The organism is Arcicella sp. GW821-FHT09D11 (assembly GCF_059416265.1).
Genome location: NZ_JBWKOV010000001.1, coordinates 869550 through 889410, shown reverse-complemented (window position 1 = coordinate 889410; position 19861 = coordinate 869550). Strand labels below are relative to the sequence as shown.

The following is a 19861-nucleotide window of genomic DNA, read 5'->3' as shown; positions in this document are numbered from 1 at the left end:
GTTTATAATCAAGATATTTCGTTATACATATTACATATATGGAAAATAATACAAAACGATATTGGAGAGGGATTGAGGAATTGACTAATGAAGCAGATTTTGTAAAATATGCTCATCGTGAATTTGGAGATGCCCCTACAACAGATGAAAAAGGAAAAGCTATTATTGATGGTACAAATACCAATCGCCGTGACTTTTTAAAAGTACTTGGTTTTGGAGTATCAGCAGTTACTTTGGCAGCTTGTGAAGCGCCAGTGAAAAAAACTATTCCTTATTTGAACAAACCTGAGGATGTAGAACCTACTATTGCCAACTGGTATGCATCTACTTTTACTGATGGAGGTGACTATGCTTCTGTTTTAGTAAAAACACGTGAAGGTCGTCCTATCAAAATTGAAGTAAACCCACAGTCATCTCTTACAAAAGGTATTTCTGCTCGTATTCATGCTTCTGTGTTGAGCCTTTATGATAACGAGAAATTAAAAGGAGCTTTAATAGCAGGTGCTGGTGCAGACTGGAAAGTAGCAGATAAAGAAATTATAGCTGAGCTTACTAAAGTAGCCGCTAAAGGTGGTCAGATTAGAATTGTATCAAATACAATTTTATCGCCAACTACTAAGAAAGTAATTGCTGAATTTATTGCAAAATATCCTACTACCCAATTAGTTACTTACGATGCTAACTCATTAGCTGGTTTAGTACAAGCGAACGGTGGTACGGCTCCAAGTTTTGATTTCAGTAAAGCAAAAACGATCGTTTCTCTTGGTGCTGATTTCTTAGGTACTTGGTTATCAGGTGATGAGTTCTCAGAACAATGGGCTAAAACTCGTAGAGTAAGCTCTGCTGAAGGTGGTAACAAAGAAATGTCTCGTCATTATCAGTTCGAAACGATTATGTCGATGACTGGTGCTAACGCTGACTATCGTGCAACGTACAAACCATCACAAGAAGGTTTAGTAGTAGCGTCTCTTTATAATGCAGTAGCATCTAAATTGGGTGCTGCAACGATTGCTACTTCAGCTGTAAAAATTGATCATCTTGATAAAGCTGCTGCTGATTTAGTAGCAACAAAAGGTGCTTCATTGGTAGTGTCAGGTTCTAATGACCCTGCGGTTCAATCAATTGTAGTAGCTATTAACAGCTTATTAGGCTCTTATGGCGTAACAATTGATGCTGGTTCACCAGTAAGCTACCGTTCAGGTTCTGATGCAGCAATGAATTCATTTATTTCTGAAGCTAAAGCTGGTCAAATTGCTGCGGTAATTTTCTACAATGCTAACCCAGTATATAACCACCCTCGTGGAGCTGAATTAGCTGAAGCATTACCAAAAATTGGATTAACGATTTCAACAAATGACAGAGCAGACGAAACAGGTTCGCTTTGTAAATATAACACTCCTGACTCTCACTACTTAGAGTCTTGGAATGATTCAGAACCTAAAAAAGGTTACTTCTCATTCACTCAACCTACTATCTCAACAATTTTCAAGACGCGTCAGGCACAATCTAGCTTCTTAATCTGGGCTGGTTCAAACGGTGACTATGCTACTTACCTTGAAAATAACTGGTTAGGTACGTTAGGTGGAAAAGTGGCTTGGTCTAAAGTATTACATGATGGTGTTTACGAAATAGGTTCTCCTGTATCGGCTGCAACACCAGTTGTAAATATTGCAGAAGCTGCGGCTTTAGTGGCTAAGAACTACAAAGCTACTTCTGACAAAATGGAATTGGCTGTTTATGAAAAAGTAATCATGGGTTCTGGTTCACAGGCAAACAATCCTTGGATTCAAGAATGTCCTGAGCCAGTATCTAAAGCATGTTGGGGTAATTATGCAACAGTATCTTTAGCAACAGCTAAACAATTAGCCTTAGAACAAGAAGTTGAATTAGATACGCTTGAAGTTGAAGTATTGGTAAATGGTAAATCAGTTATTCTTCCATTCATCGTTCAACCTGGTCAGGCAAACAATACTGTAGCGATTGCAATTGGTTATGGCCGTACTAAAGCTGGTAAGTCAGCGGATGGTGTTGGTGTTAACGCTTATCCATTAACATCAGTGGTTAACGGAAACATTGCTTATTTCAATACAGGTGATGTACAAGTAAAACCTACTGGTAAAACTGCTAAAATTGCTCGTACCCAAACTCACAATACAGTAATGGCTCGTGAGGCTGTAGTACAAGAAACAGTTTTAGGTGCTTATAAAAAGAATGTTGAAGCTGGACGTTTCAAACCAGAAATTTCAACAGCTGAAGGTAAGAAAACAGCCATGGACATTACGTTATGGAATGGACATAAGTATAATAACCACGCATGGGGGATGGTCATTGACTTGAACACTTGTACTGGTTGTTCAGCTTGTGTGATTTCATGTAATGCAGAAAATAACATTGCAGTAGTTGGTCGTGAAGAAGTAATTAACCGTCGTGAAATGCACTGGATGCGTATTGACCGTTATTATTCTTCTGATGCTGATGTGGAAGATGTAAAAGGATTAGAATATGCTTCTGAAAATCCAGAAGTTGTATTCCAACCAATGTTATGTCAACACTGTAATAATGCTCCTTGTGAAACAGTTTGTCCAGTATTGGCAACTACTCACTCTACAGAAGGACTTAACCAAATGACTTATAACCGTTGTATTGGTACACGTTACTGTGCTAACAACTGTCCATATAAAGTTCGTCGTTTCAACTGGTTCCGTTACTACCAAACAGACGAGTACGATTTCCACTTCAACAACGATTTAGGTCGTATGGTGATTAACCCAGACGTAACAGTTCGTTCACGTGGGGTTATGGAAAAATGCTCAATGTGTGTTCAACGTATCCAAGCTGGTAAATTAGAAGCGAAGAAAGAAAAGAGAAGACCAAAAGATGGAGAAATCCAAACTGCTTGTTCTCAGTCTTGTCCTACTAATGCCATTACTTTTGGAGATATGAATGATGAAACATCTGAAATCTCGAAATTATTAGCAGTAGAACACAAAGGCCGTGCATTTGGTGTAATCGAAGAAATTAATGTTAAGCCAAGTATTTCTTATTTAGTGAAAATCCGTAACAAGGAAGAAGTAGTTAAAAAAGAAGAGGCTAAGGCTGAACACAAAGAACACGCATAATATTGTAGAGAATGATACATTGAAGAGTAATTTTACGAATAGATTTTACTCTTCAATCATTTTTTTTGATCCATCATTGAAATTAAAACTATCAAATATTAAAATATGTCGCACGTAGTATCACCCATAAGAGAAACCCTCGTTTCAGGCGGTAAATCTTATCACGACGTTACAAATGATATTTGTAAGCAAGTAGAAGGGGCTCCAACAAAAGAATGGAAAATTGCTTTTGGAGTATCTCTCGTAGTTTTTGCTTACGGTGCTTATTGTCTATTCTGGACATGGTGGCAAGGAATTGGAGTTTGGGGCTTAAACAAAACAGTAGGCTGGGCATGGGATATTACCAACTTCGTATGGTGGGTAGGTATTGGTCACGCTGGTACGTTGATTTCTGCTGTATTACTACTATTCCGTCAGAAATGGAGAACATCTATTAACCGTGCTGCGGAAGCAATGACAATCTTTGCCGTACTTTGTGCTGCATCATTTATCTTGGCTCACATGGGACGTCCTTGGTTATTTCACTGGGCATTACCATTACCAAATACATTTGGTTCTCTTTGGGTAAACTTCAACTCTCCATTAGTTTGGGACGTTTTCGCTATCTCAACTTACCTTTCTGTATCATTAGTATTCTGGTATTTAGGGCTTGTACCTGACTTGGCTACTATCCGTGACAGAGCGCAAACTAAAGCTTCAAAATTCTGGTACGGTTTGTTCAGTTTGGGCTGGAATGGTTCAGCAAAAACTTGGGCACGTTATGAATACGTTTCTTTGATTTTAGCAGGTATCTCTACTCCACTTGTACTTTCAGTACACACGATTGTATCAATGGACTTTGCAACATCAGTAATTCCGGGATGGCACACTACCATTTTCCCTCCTTACTTCGTTGCGGGTGCTATCTTCTCAGGGTTTGCCATGGTACAGTCTCTATTGTTGATTACTCGTGTAGTATTTAAATTAGAAGACTATATTACGATTGAGCACATTGAAATGATGAACATCATCATTACTGTAACAGGTTCAATTGTAGGTATTGCATATTTAACAGAATTCTTTATTGCTTGGTATTCAGGCGTAGAGTATGAAAGTTACTGTTTCGTTAACCGTGCTACTGGTCCTTACTGGTGGGCATATTGGATGATGATGAGTTGTAACGTGTTTTCTCCACAATTTTTCTGGTTCAAAAAACTACGTACAAGCATTCTTGCGTCATTCATCTTATCAGTTGTTGTGAATATCGGTATGTGGTTTGAGCGTTTTGTAATTATCGTTTCTTCATTACATCGTGACTACATTCCTTCTTCTTGGGCTATGTTCTCGCCAACGATGTATGATATTGGTGATTATATTTTCTCATTCGGTTTATTCTTTACGTTGTTCTTCTTATTCGCGAAATTCTTGCCAGTAATTAATATGTTCGAGGTTAAGTCAGTAATGAAAGGTGTTTCTACTAACTATCCTTTCAAGAAGAAACCAGACGGAGAAAAATCTAAAGAAAATGTTCATTAGTAATTAGTTACTCATTTTACTAAAGTACAAATCACAATAACAGAATAACGATTCAAACAATGGATTCAACAGAAAGATATTTAGTAGGGGTATATGATGATGACGATGAGGTCTTACATGCTGTAAGCACAGTAAAGCAAAGCGGTGTCAAGATTGAAGAAGTTTATACTCCATTCCCAGTTCACGGATTAGACGTTGCAATTGGTCACCCTCGTACTCGTATTCCAATAGCAGCCTTTTTGTTTGGCTGTTTAGGATTAACATGTATATTCTCTTTGATAAACTATACAATGGTTTTCGACTGGCCAATGATTATTGGTGGTAAAGACTTCTTTGCTTTGCCAGACTGGATTCCAGTTTCATTTGAGGGTACTGTATTGTTTACTGCCTTCGGTATGGTTGGTACTTTTTTAGTATCAAACAGCTTATGGCCAGGGAAAAAACCAAGAACTTTCGATTTAAGAAGCACAGATGATAGATTTATTCTGACTGTTAATATGGCAAATAATAAAAAGTCAGAAGCAGAAATCGAATCAATTTTGAAAGCAACTGGTGCAATCGAAGTGAACGTTAAGCAATTTTAGTTTATGTCACTTGAAATGATTTTTAAGTGATTGACGAAAAAAATATTTCTAAAATTATGTTTACTAACAAAACAAAAAGTCTTTTAGTAAGTGGGGTCATCGCATTATCACTAACTGCTTGTAAAGACAAACATAACGATCCAGGGACTGAGTTTGCTCCGAATATGTATCATTCAGTAGGATACGAGCCAATGTCACAGTCTGAAGGAGATACAAACCATATCAACCCATACGGAATGAATATGCGTTTGCCTGTAAAAGGAACTGTACCTCGTAGTAATTATGGTAAATCACAAAGCGATTCTGTGAATGCTAAATTACTTCAGATGGATTTGATTGCTCGTAATATCAAATCTGGAGATATGGCTTCTTCTGAGGCTTTATTATCAAACCCTTTTGCCCCTACAGAAAAAAACATTGAAGCTGGTAAAGAGCAATATGAAAGATTCTGTCAGCACTGTCATGGCGAGGCTGGAAAAGGTGATGGCCTTGTAGGTAAAAAGTATGCAGGGGTACCTGTATATTCATCTGATGCTTTGAAAGATGTAAACGACGGACATATCTATCATACAATCACACATGGAAAAGGTAGAATGTGGGCTCATGGTTCACAGATTTCTTCTGCTGACCGTTGGAAAATTGTATTGTATGTTCATGAATTACAAAAGCAATAGTATTTGCTAAAAAACATTTCGGAGTTTCAGGGTAAACTCTTTAAAAGTATAAAATCAAACTTACAAACTTTATAGTATAATGGCGGGACATTCACATTTTTCCCCAGCTAACGTCGAAGAATATTTTGAGTTCACGGCGGAGGGTCGCAAGAGAATCATTTATGCTTTTGTGGCTGGAGTTGTAGCTCTACTAGTTGGAATTTATTTGTTATCACGTGGTGAAGGGCACGAAGTAGTTCAAGCAGCTGCTGAACATGGTGCTGAGCACGGAGAACACCTTTCTGGCGGAGCAGTTTCTCATCATGGTGATTACGATTGGACTAACCGTATCTGGGCAAACCTTTGGTTGAACGGAGTATATTTTACAGGTATTGCTGTAATCGGTATGTTCTTCGTTTCAATTCAATACCTTGCTAAAGCAGGGTGGTCATCAGTATTAAAAAGAGTACCTGAGGCATTTCCACGCTTCTTGATGGTAACAGGACCAGTTTTAATTTTAACATTCCTTTTTAAAGGAGATGTTATTTTCCACTGGATGCACCATGGAATTACAGACCCTGCAAGTGAACACTACGATAAAATTATCGCTGGTAAATCAGGATATTTGAATTTTGGGTTCTTTTTAGGAAGAATGGTTGTATTCTTTGTGCTTTGGTTAGTTCTTTGGAGTTGGATGCGTAAAAAATCTATTGATGAAGATTTAAACGGTGGTACTAATAATTTTTACGATATGGTAAAAATTGCTACTGGATTTATCGTAGTAATGGGAATTTCAAGCTCAATGTCTGCTTGGGACTGGGTTATGTCTATCGATACTCACTGGTTCTCAACGATGTTTGGTTGGTATATGTTCTCTTCATGGCACGTTACTGGTTTAGCTACCATTACTTTAACAGTATTGTTATTGAAAGACAAAGGTTATATGCAATATGTGAACTTTAACCATTTACACGATTTGGGTAAATTCATGTTTGCGTTCTCTATCTTCTGGACTTACGTTTGGTTCGAGCAATTCTTATTGATTTACTATGCTAACTTCCCTGAAGAAACTATCTATTTCTTAGAACGTTGGGAAGGACACGACAAGCTTTATAAGGCTACAGAAATTTTGAACGTAGTATTCAACTTCTTCTTCCCATTCTTAGTAATGATGACGCGTGATGCTAAAAGAACAGCTGTTTTCTTGAAAATCTGTTGTTGCTTCATCTTGGTAGGTCATTATTTAGATTTCTATCAAATGATTATGCCAGGCGTACTTGGCCCACACGGTGGATTTGGACTAGTAGAATTTGGAATGGTTACAATCTTTGCTTCTGCATTCATTTATATTGTATCAAATGAATTGACAAAAGCATCTTTGATTGCTAAAAACCACCCATTCTTGGAAGAAGCTCTTCACCACGATATTTAATTTTTTTGATTTAAGAAAAAATGTTTTATCACAGAAAACATTTTTGATAAACATTTTATTAAGAATTTATAATTAAAATTTGTTTACGAACATGACGTATTTAATAGGACTTTTGTCAGTAATATTCTTGATTTTGGCAATTATGATTGTCAGCAAGAGTATGGCTTTATCAAAAGGTATCAAAGGAGAAGAGATAGACTCTGATGTACCAGTTGATGGCGCTAACAATCTAAATGCAATTGGGTTCATTATATTCTTGGTTTTAGGTTCTATTGGTGCTGCATGGTCGTTTTTCCACGCAAGACCAGACTTTTTACCAGTTGCAGCATCAGAACATGGTGTGAAAACAGATAGTATGTTTTGGATTTCAATGGGAGTAATTACTTTCGCATTCTTTGTTACGAATGCACTTTTATTCATCTTCCCATTTATCTATCGTTACGAAAAAGGAAAGATTGCTACTTTCTATCCTGTTAACCATAAACTTGAACTTATTTGGACTGTAATTCCAGCTATCGTAATGGCTGTGCTAGTATTTACAGGCTGGAGAACTTGGAGAGACATTACTTCACAAGCACCAGATAATGCTGTTGTGATTGAAGTGACAGGTCACCAATTTGGATGGTATGTTAGATATGCAGGTAATGATGATAACAGATTAGGAAATAACAATTTCAAATTGATTGATAATACAAATAGTGTTGGTATTGACTTTACAGATGAGAAATCATTTGATGATTTTACTGCCAATGAAATGCACATTCCTAAAGGCGTTCCAGTATTATTGAAAATCAAAGCTCAAGACGTATTGCACTCAGTGTATTTACCATATCAAAGAGTTAAAATGGATGCAGTGCCAGGGATGCCTACAAAATTCTGGTTTGTTCCAACGATTTCTACAGAAGAGATGCGTTATAAAACAGGAAATCCTGATTTCAACTATAAGTTAAACTGTACTGAAATTTGTGGAAGTGGTCACTTTGGGATGTCGATTACAGTTTTTGTGGATGAGCCAGCTGATTATGCTGCTTGGTGTAAACAACAAAAACCATTTTTAACACAAAATCCTGATTATTTAGCTAAAGTACCTGAAAAATTCAAAGCAAAAGCTCAAAAATACATTGAAGCTCCTGCTGCTGAAACAGACAGTACTACAGCTACAGAAACAGCCACAGCTGGAACGGCATCTTTACGTTAAACTACTTATTCAAAAAGAATAAATTTTCATTAATTATGGCAACTGAGACACTAAACGCTACAGACGCTCATGCACACGAGCATGAACATGAGCATCACGAGGTAGGCTTTGTTCAAAAATATATTTTTTCAGAGGATCACAAAACGATTGCTAAGCAGTACTTAATTTCAGGTATTATCTGGGCTTTCTTTGGTGGTGCTATGTCAATCATCTTTCGTTTACAATTAGGTTTCCCTAATATGGATTTAACTTGGTTAAAGCCAGTGTTAGGTCAGTGGATTGTAGATGGAAAATTAGAAAAAGAATTCTATTTAGCACTTGTAACAATGCACGGAACCATCATGGTATTCTTTGTATTAACAGCAGGTTTATCAGGTACATTCTCCAACTTTTTGATTCCTCTTCAAATTGGAGCAAGAGATATGGCTTCGGGCTTTATCAATATGTTATCATATTGGTTCTTCTTCTTAGCGTCAATTATCATGTTTGCTTCATTGTTTACTGAAACAGGTCCTGCATCGGGCGGTTGGGTAATTTATCCACCACTAAGTGCATTACCACAAGCAATGCCTGGTTCTGGATTAGGGATGACATTATGGTTGACAAGTATGACATTCTTTATCGTTTCTCAGTTAATGGGCGGTATTAACTATATTTGTACTGTTATCAACCTTCGTACACGTGGAATGTCATTTACTAAATTACCTTTGACTATCTGGGCGTTCTTCTTTACAGCTATCTTAGGTCTTTTATCTTTCCCTGTATTATTATCAGCAGCGTTATTATTGATTTTCGATCGTAGCTTTGGTACATCATTCTATTTGTCAGAAATCTATATCGGTGGTGAAGCTTTGCCAAACGTAGGTGGTTCGGCTATTTTATACCAACATTTATTCTGGTTCTTAGGTCACCCTGAAGTATATATCGTATTACTTCCAGCTTTAGGTATCACATCTGAAATTATTGCTACTAACTCTCGTAAGCCAATCTTTGGTTACCGTGCGATGATTGGTTCAATGATGGGTATTACAATGCTTGCATTTATTGTATGGGCTCACCACATGTTCGTAACAGGTATGAATCCATTCTTAGGCTCAGTATTTATGTTCCTAACATTGATTATTGCAGTACCTTCGGCAGTAAAAGCATTTAACTATATCACAACACTTTGGAGAGGTAATATTATCTTTACGCCAGCGATGTTGTTCTCTATTGGTCTAGTATCATTGTTTATCTCAGGTGGTTTAACAGGTATCATTCTTGGTAACGCTGCTTTAGATATCAACTTACACGATACTTACTTTGTAGTTGCTCACTTCCACTTAGTAATGGGTGCGGCATCATTCTTCGGATTGATGGCAGGTGTTTATCACTGGTTCCCTAAAATGTTCGGAAAAATGATGAACAAAAACATGGGATATGCTCACTTCTGGGCAACTTTCATCGGTGTTTATTGCGTATTCTTCCCAATGCACTATGTAGGTTTAGCGGGTTTCCCACGTCGTTATTACTCATTTACTGCATTAGGAAATGGTAGAATGGAAGCTTTTGTTGATATGAACATGTTTATCTCAATTGCTGCTATCTTGACATTTACAGCACAAGTGATATTTGTAATCAACTTTGTATATTCTATCTTCAAAGGAAAAACAGCTCCTCAGAACCCTTGGAATTCAACAACTTTAGAGTGGACTACTCCAGTTGTTCCTGGACATGGTAACTGGGAAGGTGAGATTCCAGCAGTATATCGTTGGCCTTACGACTATAGCAAGCCAGGTTCAGCAGTAGATTTCATCCCTCAGAACGTTCCATATTCAGCAACACCTGAATCTAACTTACCAGAGGAAAATGAAGAAATTGCACAAGAAAAGGATATTGAAGATTTATTAGATATTCAAAATTCATCTTACAGTCACTAAGATGTAAAAAACCTCTAAAGATTGAGAATGTGTTAATTTAGGTAGCCTTAGATTAACATATTCTCAATTTTTCTTTTTAGAAGATTCATTCAATTGAAACAATAAGCCTGTTGAATGAATTTGTTTTATCAATGTCATAAATATTCTAATAATGCTTTTTAGAAAATTAGGGATATTAACCATCATTACTATTTATCTGTTAGTGTTGGCAGGTGGAATTGTGAGAAGTACTGGTTCGGGAATGGGTTGTCCTGATTGGCCAAAATGTTTTGGAATGTTAGTACCACCAACAGACGTAAGCCAATTACCCCCTAACTATCAAGAGATTTACGCCGCAAAATTGCATGGAGAAGTAGAATTTAATGCAACAAAAACGTGGATTGAATATGCGAATAGATTAGTCGGAGCATTTACAGGGATAGTAGTATTTGCAGCATTTATAGCATCAATTTATTATTATTTCAAGAAAGATAGAGTAATTGTATATTTGTCATTTTTAGGAGTTGTTTTGATAGGAGCGAACGGTGCATTAGGAAAATACGTAGTTGATTCATTTTTAAAGCCCGGTGTAGTAACTTTGCACATGTTATTGGCAGTTTTAGTAGTATTTGTATTGTTGTATGCCATTGCCAGAGCGTGGTCTGAGGTGATTAAAGTAGAGAAAATTGAAAACAAATCAACCTTAAATCGTCTGTTGATTTTAACGTTGGTTGTTTCAACCTCTCAAGTATTATTAGGAACACAAGTAAGAGAGGCAATAGATAAAGTAATTGCTAATCCTTTGTTTGGTTATGATAGAAACACATGGATTGAGCAAATGGGCTTACCCTTTATGATTCACCGCTCCTATTCATTGGTTATTCTGGCGTTGCATGTGTATTTAATTGTTGTGTTAAAGAAAAACATTCATACAGAAGGACTGATTTATAAATTCATGATAACATTATTGGTTATCGTTATTATTGAAGTGCTGTCGGGTGTTATTATGGCTTATTTTGGTGTACCAGCTTATATCCAGCCTATTCACCTCACGCTTGCCATATTGTCTTTAGGTATTCAATTTATCATTTACTTGTTAACAAATTCAGAACGTGTTTTCAAAGCAAGAACTGAACTAAGCGTAGTAAAGAATTAATTATATTAAAATGAATATTTGATATTCATGCTAGTAAAATGATCTCAAAAGAAGAAAATATTCCAATAGGAATAGCTTTAAAAGTAAAAGCTTATTACGAGTTATTAAAATTTAGATTGTCGGCTTTAGTAGCCTTTTCGGGTGCCTTTGGATATTCTTTAGCTGTTGACCATATTGATTGGCAAAAAGTAATAGCGATTAGCTTAGGAGGCTTTTTTATTACTGGTTCTGCCAATATTGTCAACCAGATTAAAGAAAAAGAACTGGATAAGCTGATGAAAAGAACACAAAATAGACCTTTGCCCACAGGAAGACTGTCGGTAAATGAAGCTACTGTGTTTTGTATCGTTTTGCTCATTATTTCATGCTATATTCTATTTATAGAATTTAATTACAAAGCAGGCTTACTGGGCTTATTAAGCTTTTTATTGTATGGTTTTGTTTATACTCCTTTGAAAAGAGTAGGGCCAATTTCAGTATTTGTAGGCGCTTTTCCAGGAGCTTTTCCTCCGATGATTGGTTGGGTTGCAGCTACCAACCATTTTGGCTTAGAGCCAGGTATTTTATTTGCCATTCAGTTTTTTTGGCAGTTTCCACATTTCTGGGCTATTGCTTGGGTAGCTGATGAAGATTACCAACGAGCAGGCTTTAAGATGTTGCCTAATAACGGGCATAAAGACTTAAGAACGGCCTTAACCATGATGATGTACACCATCTTTTTAGTGCCTTGTGGATTTGTTCCTTATCTTTTGCACATGACGGGCATTAACTCTGCGATGGTAGCCGTATTATGTGGTGTATTGTTTTTATCTCAGACATTCTATTTGATGTCTAAACCAACAGATAAAGCCGCGTTGATGATGATGTTTGGCTCATTTATATATTTGCCAATTGTGCAGATAGCTTTTTTGATGGACAAGGTATAATTTTGATTTAGAATTGACATTTAATAAATAATGACACAAGAACATTTAGCCAATATAAAGCTAGGAGAGCCAGAAGAAACGCTCTCGATGAACCCAAAGAAGTTTATGCTTTGGTTAGCGATAGTCTCAATAACGATGATGTTTGCAGGTTGGACATCAGGTTATTTAGTAAGAAAAGCAGAAGGAAGATGGCACGAGTTTGAGTTGCCCCAAATCTTTTGGTATTCAACTATTATTTTGTTTGTAAGTAGTATTTCAATGATTTTAGCAGTAAGTGCTGCAAAAAAAAATAAATTCAGTACACTCAAAACAGCAATTTCTATTACTTTTGTGTTCGGGTTGACGTTTTTAGTAACCCAAGTAATTGGTTTCTCTGATTTAATTAAGGGTCAATTATATTTTGCTGGAAGCGATGTAGCGTCTTCATGGATATATGTTTTAGTAGGCTTACACGGCTTACACGTATTTTCTGGCTTAATAGTATTACTAGTATCTTTGATTTCATCATTCAAGTTTACTGCTGAATCAAAAAACCTTACTAGAATCCAATTATGTGCTACTTATTGGCACTTTTTGGATATCCTATGGTTGTATTTATTCTTTTTCTTGTATTTTAATCGTTAATCTGTTTAAATTAGCGAACTTTTAAATAATTAATAAACCCCAAATTATAAAAGATGTCTGCATTACACGCTGCTACTGCCGTTCCTGAAAAATTGACATGGTCGGGTGGTTCAGAACCTTTGAAAGCTAGTTACGGAAAACTAATGATGTGGTTTTTCTTACTTTCAGATACGTTCACTTTCTCAGCCCTATTGGTAACTTATGGTATGATTCGCTTTAGTCAGCAAGCATACACTGGTGCACATGAAAAGTTCTTCTTTTCTACTACGCACTGGCCAATCCCAGACAAAGTTTTCGAAGCAGTTCCATTTTTACATGGTGTTGAAGCTCCGTTAATATTTGTGGGAATCATGACATTTATTTTGATTTTTAGTTCTGTTACAATGGTATTAGCAGTAGAAGCTGGTCACCGTGGCGACCGTGCTGATGTTGAGAAATGGATGCTTTGGACAATCCTTGGTGGTTTTACTTTCTTAGGTTCTCAAGCTTGGGAATGGACGCACTTTATCCATGGCCCTGCTGACTTAGCTTTAGCGGCTAAAGATGCTTTAGGAAACCCTATCGAAGGCGCTAATCTAACACGTAACCCTTATGGTCCTCCTGCATTCGCAGATTTATTTTTCTTTATTACTGGATTCCACGGAACACACGTATTTTCAGGTGTTATTTTAAATATTTTGATTTTCTTTAATACGGCAACAGGTTTATACGAACGTCGCGGACATTACGAAATGGTAGAAAAAGTAGGTCTTTACTGGCACTTTGTAGATTTAGTTTGGGTGTTTGTATTTACATTCTTCTATCTGGTATAATTCGATAACTGTTAATCTAATAATATAATGGCATCACATGTTCATTCATCTCATACAGATGAAAAAGTAATACCACCTCCACAAACGGCGGCAATCTGGAAAACATTTTGGATTCTTTTAATCCTAACAGCAATTGAGTTCGTAATTGCATTTACAATGCCAGCTAACCATTTAAGAGTTGCTATCTTTGCTGGAATGACAATTGTTAAAGCATTTTACATTGTAGGTGAATTTATGCACTTAAAGCATGAAGTAAAAACCCTTATCTGGGCGATTTTAATACCCGTAGTATTTGTAGCGTGGTTATTAACAGCGTTGATTTACGAAGGTGGTCACCTTTATTGATATAACAAATTATGGTGGATAATCGCTTGAAAAAGTGGTTATCCACTTATGTTTTAGGTTGACTCAACCCTAAACATTGAGAATGATTAAAGAAAACAATCATGCAAAAGTCTATGAAAGCTGGAATCCTAATCACTGCGTTAGTTGTTCCAGCTTTAATTTTTTTATATTTAAAAGGTTTTGGGGAAAACCATTATGAATTACCCTATATGATTCCTCTTACGGATTCTACCACAGGAAATGTGATGTTGAAGAAGAATCCGAACCCACGTTGGAATCAGCCAGAAATGGATACCGTTTTTCATACGATACCTACTTGGCAATTGATAGATGAAAATGGAACAGCTTTTTCAAGCGAAAGCCTAAAAGGAAAAATATATGTAGCAGATTTTTTCTTTACTAGATGTACTTCTATTTGCCCTAAAATGTCAACGCAACTTACTAGAGTACAAGATACATTTTCACAAAATGAGGAAGTGAATTTTGTTTCGATTTCAGTTGACCCTGCACATGATGAACCAGAAAAGTTAAAAAAATATGCCCAAGAATATGATGCTATCAAGGGGAAATGGCATTTTTTGACAGGTGAAAGAAAAGTGATATATCCGTTGGCTGTCAAAGGTTATTTTATTCCAGTAGCAGATGCTTCAGAATACGATAAAGCCATCAAAAGTCCTGATGAAACATTTATTCATTCTGAAAAGTTAATATTAGTAGATAAAGAAGGGCATATAAGAGGGTTCTATGATGGTACTGATAAGAAAGATGTAGATCGCCTGATTTTAGAAATGAGAGTACTATTAAAAATATACGAAACAAATAGCTGAGTTGAATTAGAAAATCTATAATACAATGAGTTTAGTGGTAGAAAAAAACGAAAAGAATGAGAAGCTAGTTAGTATTTTGTCAATTGCTATTCCCGTAGCAGTTGCACTGCTTATTGGTGTAAGAACAAAAATTAATTTAGGTGAATGGACAAAAATATTACCACATTTGATTGGTATACTTAATACAACCACATCAGTTACATTAATTATTGGCTATATTTTTATTAAAAATAACAATATAAAATGGCATCGAAAAATGATGACTTTGTCGTTTATACAAGGTTCTTTGTTTTTGATTTTATATATTTTATATCATATATCTAATCCTTCTACATCTTTTGGAGGCGAAGGGTTTATTAGACCTGTATATTATTTCTTTTTACTTTCGCATATTGGTTTATCTATTAGCGTGGTATGGTTTGTTCTTAGAGCAATGTATTATGCTTTGAGCAATCAGATTGAATTGCATAGAAAGATTGTGAAATTTACCTTTCCGATGTGGCTATATGTTTCAGTAACAGGTGTGATAGTTTACCTAATGATTTCACCGTATTACAAGTAATCGTTATTACAGAAAAAACTTATGAAAAAATTCGTTTTAACTTCAGTTATATTGTTGGTTTCGGTATCAATGAGTTTGGCACAATGTGCTATGTGCAGAATGACCGTAGAAAGTACCGTTTCAAATGGTAGAAGCCAAATAGCATCCAACTTAAACTTTGCTATTTTATACTTGCTTGTAGCTCCGTATTTATTAGTAGCAGTAGTCGGTTATTTATGGTGGAAGAGCTCAAAGAAGAATATGTCGCCTCAAACTATTTTGAGACAACGATTAAGAAAAGCTTTTAGTTAGCAAAAAATGGTTTCAGAATACATTCTGAAACCATTTTTTATTCCCAAAGAGGATAATATTCTAAACGGATTTGCTCACCAAAAAATATTTTAGTGGATGTTTCAAATGATTGTGTATAATCTGAAACATAAAAATGTTTGATGTATGCGTTTAAGCCATTTAAAGCATGGTTGGTAGATAAAAACTCTTCAACAGATTTAGCAACGATTTCAGAGGTATCGAGCACAGTTACAGAATCTTTATAATAGTGTTCAATCTGTTTTTTGATTAAAGGATAGTGCGTACAACCCAAAATTAAGGCTTCGATATCAGCTAATTCTTCATTTTTTAGGTATTCCTGAATAATACTTTCAGAAATATTGTTGTTAAAAAAACCTTCTTCAATCATAGGGGCTAGCAAAGGCGTAGCCAATGATTTTAGCATAATATCTTTTTCTAGGGCATCAGTTTTTTTTCTATAAATATTAGAATTAACCGTTTGTTTAGTGCCAATCAAGCCAATCGTTTTTCCAGCATAATTTTCTGATAAATAATTAACGACGGGGTCAATTACATTCATTACCTTAGCCTTGCTACCAACATATTCTTTTACAAGTTCATAAGCAGCGGCTGAAGCTGAATTGCAGGCAATTAAAATGATTTTACATTTTTGCTGCAATAAAACATTACAGATTTTGATAGAATAAGCCTGAATGGCCGCCGCAGATTTATCGCCATAAGGTAAATGTGCTGTGTCGCCGAAGTAAATAATATTTTCGTTAGGAAGTAACTTGGTTACGGCATGAGCCACCGTCAAACCACCAATACCGCTATCAAAAATGCCTATCGCAGCAGAAGAATTCATAGGAAAAAGATTAAAAATAAAAAAAATGTGGGCTATAAGCTACTTATGAATAATATCTGGCAAAGAAAATCAATTATTGTTTACAAATTTGAATATTCAATATTTATCATGCAACCTTTCATTAGTATATTTCATCTTGAAAGTAATTAAGTAAACAAATTGCTCTGAACCGCAGATTTATAAAAAAGCTAAACCAGAACCTTATATCGTGAAACTGATTACTTTATTTCAAACTGAAGAGGCATTAGTGAAAGCTTGTCAAAAAGGCGACCCAAAGGCCCAACGAAGAGTGTACGAGAAGTATTCCCCAAAGATGTTGGGGATATGCTTTAGGTATGTACATGATGAGTTTGAGGCGGAAGAAATAATGATTGAAGGTTTTGTGAAAGTATTTGATAAAATTAATAGTTTTAAATTGGAGGGAAGCTTTGAAGGATGGATACGACGAATAATGGTGAACGAATCATTGATGTATCTGAGAAGTAATAAAAAAGCCCAATTTGAAGTAAGTTATGACCAAATTCTTTACGAACCCGAACCAGAACAATTTAGAACAGACCTTGAAACAAAAGATTTACTAAAGTTGATTGAGAAGTTGCCAACAGGCTATAAAACAGTATTTAATTTGTATGCGATAGAGGGGTATTCTCATGCAGAAATTGCGGAACAATTGGGAATTACGGAAAGTACTTCAAAGTCGCAACTATCAAGAGCAAGAGTAATTTTACAAAATGCAGTAGTTCAAACGATTTAACTCGATTTTGATTAATCGAAAATTATATGAAAAGTCAAGAAAATATCGATAAGTTTTTCGCCGAACGACTACAGCAATACGAGCGTCAGCCACGTACTGTTGCATGGGAAAAACTACAAGCAAAGTTAGATAAACAAGAAAGCAAACTGATACCCTTGTGGTGGCGGTATGCGTCGGCTGCTTCGGTAGCATTATTGTTAGCTTCGGGCATTTATTGGATGAATGCACCGAAAGATTTGGATGCTATCAAGATGGCTTCTAACCCAACAAAAACAATTTCAACTGAAAAGAAAACGGGTGAAACAGCAAAAAATATAGCCTCACCAATTGCTCACGATAATATTTCAATAGCAAGTAATGCTACAGAAAAGTCTCGAACAAAAATAGTGACAGATATTAGTACAGAAAAGGCAATTAAAACAAGTAAGACAAGTGCTGAGAAAAATTTAATTAGCCCTAAGGATGAGCCAGTATTGGTTAAAAACATAGCACCGATACAAATACCAAAACCTGAGATAGCGCCTAGCACAATTGTTTTAGTAGTAGATAATACGCCTAAAGTGAGTAAAGAAGCTGAGAAAGAAACAATAGTGTTGAACCTGATAGAAACACAAGCTGAAGCGGTTGCGGAAGCTACGCCATTGGACGAAAGTGCTAATAGAAAACCTAGCAAGTTTAATAGAATCTGGCAACAGTTGAAAAGAGCTAAAAATGGTGAGAATGTAGATTGGAAAGAAGTTGGATTTAAGCCCCAAAAGCTGTTGGCCAGAGCAGATGCTAAAATAGAAAATGCACTGACAAAAGGAGAAGAAACAGAAAAATAAAAAAATAATTGATGCAACCCGAATTGATGCAATTGCATCTTAAATACAAACAACAAATTTTTAGAATAACTACTAATTTAATTCAAAACCAAGGCATGCGGGGGATAGAATTAAGGGGAAAGAAATCTCTAAAAAACCTAAACAATAAATAAAATCGCCATGGAAACGTACCAAATGAAGAGAGTGATGAGCAAAATTACTTTTTCAATAATCGTATCATTTTTTGTTATCTCGATAACAAGTTTTAAAAGTTTGGCTAACTCGAACGAAAAGGATTCAACCGTAATAAATATCGATAAGCGTAATCAAACATTATTAAATAGTAAAAATCCGAACAGGTCTTTAAAAGAAGATTTACAGGAGTTGTTTCAAAAGAACGGGATGAACCTTGACGATGAAACGTGGAAAGGAATTCGTAGAGTAGTGAATAGCGAATTGAGCAAAGATACGGTATTGGTAATTGTACAAAACAATAAGAGTATCAATGTGGCGATTAATGGTAAAACAGATGATACTGTAAGAAATAGCAATACTAGCTCGAGCCAATCATCCAATAGAAACGTATCCAATGGTAATAGTGGTTCTAATGTAAAAATTGGATTGGGTGGAGTACATGTAAAAGATGGCAATGAAGAAGTTCATGTTAGTTGGAACGGCGTAGTAGTGAAAGATGGTAATGATGAAGTAAAAGTAATATTGAAAGACACGGCCAAAGTTAGTAGGAGAGAACAAGGCTTTAGTAGTCGCTCAGGATTTAATATTTATTTTGGCTTCAATAGCTTTGCTAATACTGGAAGTGTCTCGGGAATATATAACTCGAAAGACTTTGAATTAAGTCCGTTCGGTTCAAGATACTTTGGCTTTGGCTGGACAAGAAGCGGTATGATTAGTAAAGGCACAAAAGCGGCTTTGAAGATAAGCTATGGTCTTGAAGTATCATGGAACAACTATATGTTCGAAAACAATAATTACTTAGTAAAAGGAGCGAACAACGTAGAGTTTGCCAACTATAAAGATGCTGCTGGTAATGTGATTCCACTTTCAAGAAATAAACTAACGGTTGCTAATATCAACATTCCGATAATGCCCTATGTGGCTTTCAGAAAGAATAGCGTAGTTACTTACATTGCTGCTGGTGGATATGTGGGTTATAGAATAGATAGCTATACAAAAACGAAAGAAGAAGATAGCGGAGCTAAGCAATGGAACCATAGTAGCTTTTATTTGAATAATCTTCGTTATGGTTTGGCTTTTGAATTAGGATTGAAAAATTTCCCTGATTTGTTTGTAAACTATGATTTAAACAAATTGTATCAAGATGGCAGAGGTCCTGGCATAAGTGGAGTAAGTTTCGGAATAAGACTATAAGTTAAAGATTATAATTCATTGAGCTTGGCATTTATTGAATATTTTAAATCAAAAATATTCAATAAATGCCAATTTTGTAACTGTCGAATTATCAATGAATTAGATTTTTTTGTGAAAAAAAAGTGAAAT

Annotated in this window: 19 protein-coding genes; 18 read left to right on the top strand and 1 reads right to left on the bottom strand. The window is 35.8% G+C overall.

Features of this window, described 5'->3' with window-relative positions; translation table 11 throughout:
• Positions 1 to 38 precede the first annotated feature (38 nt).
• From AC07N0_RS03785 to AC07N0_RS03715, 15 genes are all read left to right on the top strand, one after another.
• The gene (locus AC07N0_RS03785) at positions 39 to 3119 is read left to right on the top strand and encodes a TAT-variant-translocated molybdopterin oxidoreductase (protein WP_494588169.1); all 3081 of its coding nucleotides are present in this window, start codon (positions 39 to 41) and stop codon (positions 3117 to 3119) included.
• Between the two features lie 105 nt (positions 3120 to 3224).
• Positions 3225 to 4634 (top strand): NrfD/PsrC family molybdoenzyme membrane anchor subunit, encoded by a 1410-nt coding sequence (gene nrfD / locus AC07N0_RS03780; protein WP_492800892.1) that lies wholly within the window; start codon positions 3225 to 3227, stop codon positions 4632 to 4634.
• A gap of 59 nt (positions 4635 to 4693) precedes the next feature.
• On the top strand, positions 4694 to 5218 hold the full coding sequence (locus AC07N0_RS03775) for a DUF3341 domain-containing protein (RefSeq protein ID WP_492800891.1): 525 nt from the start codon (positions 4694 to 4696) through the stop codon (positions 5216 to 5218).
• A gap of 56 nt (positions 5219 to 5274) precedes the next feature.
• Positions 5275 to 5892 carry a c-type cytochrome gene (locus tag AC07N0_RS03770; protein ID WP_492800890.1) on the top strand — a complete coding sequence of 206 codons (618 nt, stop codon included), beginning with the start codon at positions 5275 to 5277 and terminating at the stop codon, positions 5890 to 5892.
• 79 nt (positions 5893 to 5971) lie between these two features.
• On the top strand, positions 5972 to 7303 hold the full coding sequence (locus AC07N0_RS03765) for a quinol:cytochrome C oxidoreductase (protein WP_492800889.1): 1332 nt from the start codon (positions 5972 to 5974) through the stop codon (positions 7301 to 7303).
• Between the two features lie 91 nt (positions 7304 to 7394).
• Positions 7395 to 8501, top strand: coding sequence for a cytochrome c oxidase subunit II (locus AC07N0_RS03760; RefSeq protein ID WP_492800888.1), 1107 nt, complete (start codon positions 7395 to 7397; stop codon positions 8499 to 8501).
• A 35-nt stretch (positions 8502 to 8536) separates the two neighbouring features.
• Positions 8537 to 10420, top strand: coding sequence for a cytochrome c oxidase subunit I (locus AC07N0_RS03755; RefSeq protein WP_492800887.1), 1884 nt, complete (start codon positions 8537 to 8539; stop codon positions 10418 to 10420).
• 151 nt (positions 10421 to 10571) lie between these two features.
• Positions 10572 to 11555: a COX15/CtaA family protein gene (locus AC07N0_RS03750; protein ID WP_494588168.1), complete on the top strand. Its 984-nt coding sequence runs from the start codon at positions 10572 to 10574 to the stop codon at positions 11553 to 11555.
• Positions 11556 to 11593: 38 nt separating this feature from the next.
• Positions 11594 to 12481, top strand: a complete 888-nt coding sequence (cyoE, locus tag AC07N0_RS03745; RefSeq protein WP_323248944.1) for a heme o synthase — start codon at positions 11594 to 11596, stop codon at positions 12479 to 12481.
• 30 nt (positions 12482 to 12511) lie between these two features.
• Positions 12512 to 13105: a cytochrome c oxidase subunit 3 gene (locus tag AC07N0_RS03740; RefSeq protein WP_492800885.1), complete on the top strand. Its 594-nt coding sequence runs from the start codon at positions 12512 to 12514 to the stop codon at positions 13103 to 13105.
• A gap of 53 nt (positions 13106 to 13158) precedes the next feature.
• Positions 13159 to 13917 carry a cytochrome c oxidase subunit 3 gene (locus tag AC07N0_RS03735; RefSeq protein WP_492800884.1) on the top strand — a complete coding sequence of 253 codons (759 nt, stop codon included), beginning with the start codon at positions 13159 to 13161 and terminating at the stop codon, positions 13915 to 13917.
• Positions 13918 to 13944: 27 nt separating this feature from the next.
• Entirely contained in the window at positions 13945 to 14262 is a 318-nt protein-coding gene (locus AC07N0_RS03730; protein WP_492800883.1) for a cytochrome C oxidase subunit IV family protein, read from the top strand.
• 101 nt (positions 14263 to 14363) lie between these two features.
• On the top strand, positions 14364 to 15089 hold the full coding sequence (locus AC07N0_RS03725) for an SCO family protein (protein WP_494588167.1): 726 nt from the start codon (positions 14364 to 14366) through the stop codon (positions 15087 to 15089).
• Positions 15090 to 15114: 25 nt separating this feature from the next.
• Positions 15115 to 15651 (top strand): DUF420 domain-containing protein, encoded by a 537-nt coding sequence (locus tag AC07N0_RS03720; protein WP_494588166.1) that lies wholly within the window; start codon positions 15115 to 15117, stop codon positions 15649 to 15651.
• A 21-nt stretch (positions 15652 to 15672) separates the two neighbouring features.
• Positions 15673 to 15942 (top strand): hypothetical protein, encoded by a 270-nt coding sequence (locus AC07N0_RS03715; protein WP_494588165.1) that lies wholly within the window; start codon positions 15673 to 15675, stop codon positions 15940 to 15942.
• Positions 15943 to 15979: 37 nt separating this feature from the next.
• Here AC07N0_RS03715 and murI read toward each other — a convergent pair whose 3' ends face one another.
• Complete coding sequence (gene murI, locus AC07N0_RS03710; protein WP_492800879.1) at positions 15980 to 16786, bottom strand: glutamate racemase; 807 nt, start codon at positions 16784 to 16786, stop codon at positions 15980 to 15982.
• Positions 16787 to 16991: 205 nt separating this feature from the next.
• On the opposite strand from murI, the gene AC07N0_RS03705 reads away from it, so the two are divergent.
• The 3 genes from AC07N0_RS03705 to AC07N0_RS03695 all read left to right on the top strand — a co-directional run bounded on the left by AC07N0_RS03705 (position 16992) and on the right by AC07N0_RS03695 (position 19732).
• Positions 16992 to 17540 (top strand): RNA polymerase sigma factor, encoded by a 549-nt coding sequence (locus AC07N0_RS03705; protein ID WP_407654651.1) that lies wholly within the window; start codon positions 16992 to 16994, stop codon positions 17538 to 17540.
• 26 nt (positions 17541 to 17566) lie between these two features.
• Complete coding sequence (locus AC07N0_RS03700) at positions 17567 to 18364, top strand: hypothetical protein (protein ID WP_494588164.1); 798 nt, start codon at positions 17567 to 17569, stop codon at positions 18362 to 18364.
• Between the two features lie 159 nt (positions 18365 to 18523).
• Complete coding sequence (locus AC07N0_RS03695; protein WP_492800877.1) at positions 18524 to 19732, top strand: outer membrane beta-barrel protein; 1209 nt, start codon at positions 18524 to 18526, stop codon at positions 19730 to 19732.
• The last annotated feature ends 129 nt before the right edge of the window (positions 19733 to 19861 follow it).

Excerpts from the sequence above, each read along its gene's own strand:
- AC07N0_RS03785 (WP_494588169.1), top strand. The coding sequence starts at position 39 with ATGGAAAATAATACAAAACGATATTGGAGAGGGATTGAGGAATTGACT.
- AC07N0_RS03765 (WP_492800889.1), top strand. The coding sequence starts at position 5,972 with ATGGCGGGACATTCACATTTTTCCCCAGCTAACGTCGAAGAATATTTT.
- AC07N0_RS03735 (WP_492800884.1), top strand. The coding sequence starts at position 13,159 with ATGTCTGCATTACACGCTGCTACTGCCGTTCCTGAAAAATTGACATGG.
- AC07N0_RS03755 (WP_492800887.1), top strand. The coding sequence starts at position 8,537 with ATGGCAACTGAGACACTAAACGCTACAGACGCTCATGCACACGAGCAT.
- AC07N0_RS03700 (WP_494588164.1), top strand. The coding sequence starts at position 17,567 with ATGAAAAGTCAAGAAAATATCGATAAGTTTTTCGCCGAACGACTACAG.
- AC07N0_RS03720 (WP_494588166.1), top strand. The coding sequence starts at position 15,115 with ATGAGTTTAGTGGTAGAAAAAAACGAAAAGAATGAGAAGCTAGTTAGT.
- AC07N0_RS03725 (WP_494588167.1), top strand. The coding sequence starts at position 14,364 with ATGCAAAAGTCTATGAAAGCTGGAATCCTAATCACTGCGTTAGTTGTT.
- cyoE (WP_323248944.1), top strand. The coding sequence starts at position 11,594 with ATGATCTCAAAAGAAGAAAATATTCCAATAGGAATAGCTTTAAAAGTA.
- murI (WP_492800879.1), bottom strand. The coding sequence starts at position 16,786 with ATGAATTCTTCTGCTGCGATAGGCATTTTTGATAGCGGTATTGGTGGT.
- nrfD (WP_492800892.1), top strand. The coding sequence starts at position 3,225 with ATGTCGCACGTAGTATCACCCATAAGAGAAACCCTCGTTTCAGGCGGT.
- AC07N0_RS03775 (WP_492800891.1), top strand. The coding sequence starts at position 4,694 with ATGGATTCAACAGAAAGATATTTAGTAGGGGTATATGATGATGACGAT.
- AC07N0_RS03760 (WP_492800888.1), top strand. The coding sequence starts at position 7,395 with ATGACGTATTTAATAGGACTTTTGTCAGTAATATTCTTGATTTTGGCA.
- AC07N0_RS03770 (WP_492800890.1), top strand. The coding sequence starts at position 5,275 with ATGTTTACTAACAAAACAAAAAGTCTTTTAGTAAGTGGGGTCATCGCA.
- AC07N0_RS03695 (WP_492800877.1), top strand. The coding sequence starts at position 18,524 with ATGGAAACGTACCAAATGAAGAGAGTGATGAGCAAAATTACTTTTTCA.
- AC07N0_RS03730 (WP_492800883.1), top strand. The coding sequence starts at position 13,945 with ATGGCATCACATGTTCATTCATCTCATACAGATGAAAAAGTAATACCA.
- AC07N0_RS03740 (WP_492800885.1), top strand. The coding sequence starts at position 12,512 with ATGACACAAGAACATTTAGCCAATATAAAGCTAGGAGAGCCAGAAGAA.
- AC07N0_RS03715 (WP_494588165.1), top strand. The coding sequence starts at position 15,673 with ATGAAAAAATTCGTTTTAACTTCAGTTATATTGTTGGTTTCGGTATCA.
- AC07N0_RS03750 (WP_494588168.1), top strand. The coding sequence starts at position 10,572 with ATGCTTTTTAGAAAATTAGGGATATTAACCATCATTACTATTTATCTG.